The following is a 3,560-nucleotide window of genomic DNA, read 5'->3' as shown; positions in this document are numbered from 1 at the left end:
CCCCACCATGCCCGCGCGCTCGGGATCCATGTCATCTGGCAGGATCTGGCCCTGTTCCCGCACCTGAGCGTCGCCGAGAACATCGTCTTCGACGACTACGTGGCCAGCCCGCTCCGACCGCTCTCCCGGCGAGCCGCCCGCCAGGAGGCGCGCGAGGTGATCGAACGCCTCGGGGTTCCCCTCGACCCCGACACCCGCGTCGAGGATCTCTCCATCGCGCGGCGCCAGTTGGTGGCGATCTGCCGGGTGCTGCGCGCCGGTGCTCGAATCGTGTTCATGGACGAGCCCACGGCATCGCTGACCCGCAACGAAGTGCAGACGCTGCTGGAGATCACGCGCTCGCTCTCGGCGCAGGGGATCTCCATCGTCTTCGTCAGTCATCGGCTGTCGGAGGTACTGGCGGTCTGCCAGCGGGTGACCGTACTGCGCAACGGCGTCCTGGTCGGTACCTATCCGACTGAAGGCATGACCCAGACGCGGCTGTCGCAATTGATGACCGGCCGCGAGCTGACGCTCACCCCGCGTCATACCGTCTGCTCGGGGGAGCCGGTGCTCGAGCTGCGCCATCTGAGCCGCACCGGTGAGTTCGAGGACGTTTCGCTGACGCTGCATCGCGGCGAGATACTGGGCCTCACCGGGCTGCTGGGCGCGGGACGCACCGAGCTCGCCCACGTCCTGTTCGGCATGAACCGTCCCACCGGCGGCGAGCTGCTCAAGAACGGCAAGCCGCTAACGCTGCGCTCCAACCGGGACGCGATCCGCAACGGCATCGCCTACGTCTCCGAGGATCGCCTGCATCTGGGGCTGGTCCAGAACCAGTCGATCAACATGAATACCGCCGTGACGGTGCTGGACGAGCTGGAAAAGCCGAGGGGTTTCCTCTCCCCGCGACGCCTTCGCGAGCTGACCGCCGAGTGGATCCGCCGTCTCGGCACCAAGGTCAACGACGCCGAACTCGCGGTCTCTTCCCTCTCCGGGGGCAACCAGCAGCGGATCGTGCTGGCCAAGTGGCTGGCGACCCGGCCTGAGGTGCTGATTCTCGACTGCCCCACGGTAGGCGTCGATGTCGGCGCCAAGGCGGGCATCTTCGACATCATCCGGCAACTGGCCGACGAGGGCATGTCGATCATTCTCATCTCGGACGAGGCCGGCGAGATCTGGATGAATTCGGACCGCGTCGTGGTCCTCAAGGCGGGCCGGGTCAGCCGCGAGCTCACGCCCAACGCCATCACCGAGGCATCGCTCGAGGAGATCATCAATGCCTAGACTGCACCTCGGCACCGAGGGCGTGCTGGCCGCGATCATCGTCGCGCTCTGCGTCGTTCTCGGGCTGACCACGGATACCTTCCTGACCACGCAGAACCTGTTCGACCTGCTCAACAACCAGTCCGTGAACATGATCTTCGCCGTCGGGCTGGTGGTGGTGCTCATCGCCGGCGGCATCGACATCTCGTTCGCGGTGGCGGCGTCGGTGGTGCAGTACGTGGTCATGACGCTACTGATCGATCACATGGGCGGCGGCAACTGGTTGCTCGGCATCCTCCTGTCGATGGCCGTGGGTGGTCTGCTCGGCCTGGTCAATGCCTTCCTGATCCACCGTTTTCGCATCGTCTCGATCATCGTCACCATCGGCACCTTCAACCTCTACTTCGGGCTGCTGATGGTCTTCACCGGCGGCGTCTCGATCTACGACATCCCGGACTGGCTCTACTATTCGGTTCCCCTGATCGACCTGCCCGCCTCGCGGGGCAGCGCGACGCTCTATCTCCCCGTCGCGGTGATGGCCGTGATGAGCCTGGCCACCGGCTTCATTCTCACCCGGACCGGATTCGGACGTGCCATCTACGGCTTCGGCTCCAGCCCGGAAGCGGCCAGGCGCTCGGGCGTGCGGGTGGGAATGATCCACGCCTTCGCCTACGGCTGGCTGGGCCTCTGCGCCGGCGTCGCCGGGCTGATGCAGGCCCACATCGTGCAGGAGGTGGTCCCCAACGCCCTGATCGGCCAGGAGTTGCCAATTCTCGCGGCCGTGGTCCTCGGCGGCGCGACGCTCGGTGGCGGCCGCGGCTCGGTGACCGGTGCACTGGTCGGCGTGCTGCTGCTGGCGGTGGTGCAGAACGGGCTCAACCTGCTCGGCGTGACCCCCTACGCCTTCCGCATGATCGTCGGCTTCATCATTCTCGTCGCGATCACCTGCAGCAACCTCGACAAGCTGCTGCCCCGTCGCGCGATTCCCAAGGAGGCACGCCCATGAGCGCCGCATCCGCCCCCCGGCGGGCCTTTCGACCCGGTGCCGAGTCTCTCGAAATCGGCATCATGGCGCTGCTGCTCGTGGCGAGTTTCTCGTTCTTCGCCGTGATGGCGCCCGGCTTCCTGAGCGCGGTCAACGTCCGCTCGATGGCCGTGCAGCTACCGGAACTCGGCCTGCTTTCGCTGGCCATGCTCGTCCCGATCATCTCCGGCGGTCTCAATCTGGCGGTGACGTTCACCGCCAACATCGCGGGACTGACCACGGCTTGGCTGGTGCAGAACGCCCTCGGCGATGCCGGCGTGCTCGGCATCGTCGCGGGTATCGCCGCCGGCCTCGGCGTGGGCAGCGTGGCCGGCTTGCTGATCGGCGTCATCGTCGCGAGAGTCGGCGTCCACCCGATCCTGGTCTCGTTGGGCGCGATGATCTTCCTCCAGGGGCTGGGGGAGTTCCTGACCCGAGGCGGCGGTATCTCCGGCATGCCGGCCGGCTTCCAGTGGCTCGGCAGCGGCAGCCTGATCGGCATCCCCATCCCGATGCTGATCTTCCTGCTGACCGCGGGCGGACTCGCCTACTTCATGCAGTTCACCCGTACCGGATTCTCGATCCACATGATCGGCTCCAATTTGCGTGCCACCGAATACTCGGGGATCGACGTACGCCGCGTGCTGATCGTGCTCTACACCCTCTCCGGCTTGCTGGCCGCCATCGCCGGCATGGTGATGCTGGCGCGCTTCAATTCAGTACGCGTGGGCCATGGCGAAAGCTACCTGCTGATCACGGTCCTGGCCTGCTTTCTCGCCGGCGCCAATCCGTTCGGCGGCTTCGGACGCGTGCTGCCGCTGGTACTGGGTCTGATGAGCCTCCAGGTGATCGCCTCGGGCATGAACCTGATGGGCGCCAGCCAGCATCTTGCCACCGCCGTGTGGGGCGCATTCCTGATCGTCGTCATGACACTGCGCATGCCCTTTCTCAAACGCTCTTGAACAGGCCGACCATGACCGAGAAACACTATTCGTTGGGCGTCGACATCGGCACCGGCAGCGCCCGCGTCGGGGTCTTCGACGACCGCGGTGAACTGCTGGGCGAGGCGAAGGCGCCGATCGCCCTGCACCGCCCCCTCGAACACCACGTCGAGCAGAGCACCAGCGATATCTGGCGAGCCGTCTGCGACGCCACCCGTCGCGCCGTCGACCAGGCGGGTATCGAGCCGGCCAGGGTCAAGAGCCTGTCGGTGAGCGCAACCTGCTCGCTGGTCCTGCTCGACCGCCAGCATGAACCGTTGGCGCTATCGCCTGGCGGCGAGCGCTGGAAC

General features: G+C 66.4%; 4 protein-coding genes. All 4 read left to right on the top strand.

What is annotated here, in order from left to right:
• Positions 1–1,266: sugar ABC transporter ATP-binding protein (locus tag AC3AYF_RS14945; protein WP_487779927.1), on the top strand; the 1,266-nt coding region annotated here is incomplete at its 5' end.
• Complete coding sequence (locus AC3AYF_RS14940; protein WP_295040437.1) at positions 1,259–2,251, top strand: ABC transporter permease; 993 nt, start codon at positions 1,259–1,261, stop codon at positions 2,249–2,251. The genes AC3AYF_RS14945 and AC3AYF_RS14940, both read left to right, overlap by 8 nt.
• Positions 2,248–3,231 carry an ABC transporter permease gene (locus AC3AYF_RS14935; protein WP_295040440.1) on the top strand — a complete coding sequence of 328 codons (984 nt, stop codon included), beginning with the start codon at positions 2,248–2,250 and terminating at the stop codon, positions 3,229–3,231. Before AC3AYF_RS14940 ends, AC3AYF_RS14935 begins: the two co-directional genes overlap by 4 nt.
• 11 nt (positions 3,232–3,242) lie before the next feature.
• Positions 3,243–3,560, top strand: a 318-nt coding sequence (locus tag AC3AYF_RS14930) for an FGGY family carbohydrate kinase (RefSeq protein WP_487779926.1), incomplete at its 3' end; no start/stop codon positions are given.

This window comes from Salinicola sp., assembly GCF_982684285.1.
The sequence above is the reverse complement of the archived record's forward strand: the minus strand, read 5'-3'. Positions and strand labels throughout refer to the sequence as shown.

What these genes read in the sequence shown, in the direction of transcription:
- AC3AYF_RS14940 (WP_295040437.1), top strand. Translation starts at nt 1,259, where the DNA reads ATGCCTAGACTGCACCTCGGCACCGAGGGCGTGCTGGCCGCGATCATC.
- AC3AYF_RS14935 (WP_295040440.1), top strand. Translation starts at nt 2,248, where the DNA reads ATGAGCGCCGCATCCGCCCCCCGGCGGGCCTTTCGACCCGGTGCCGAG.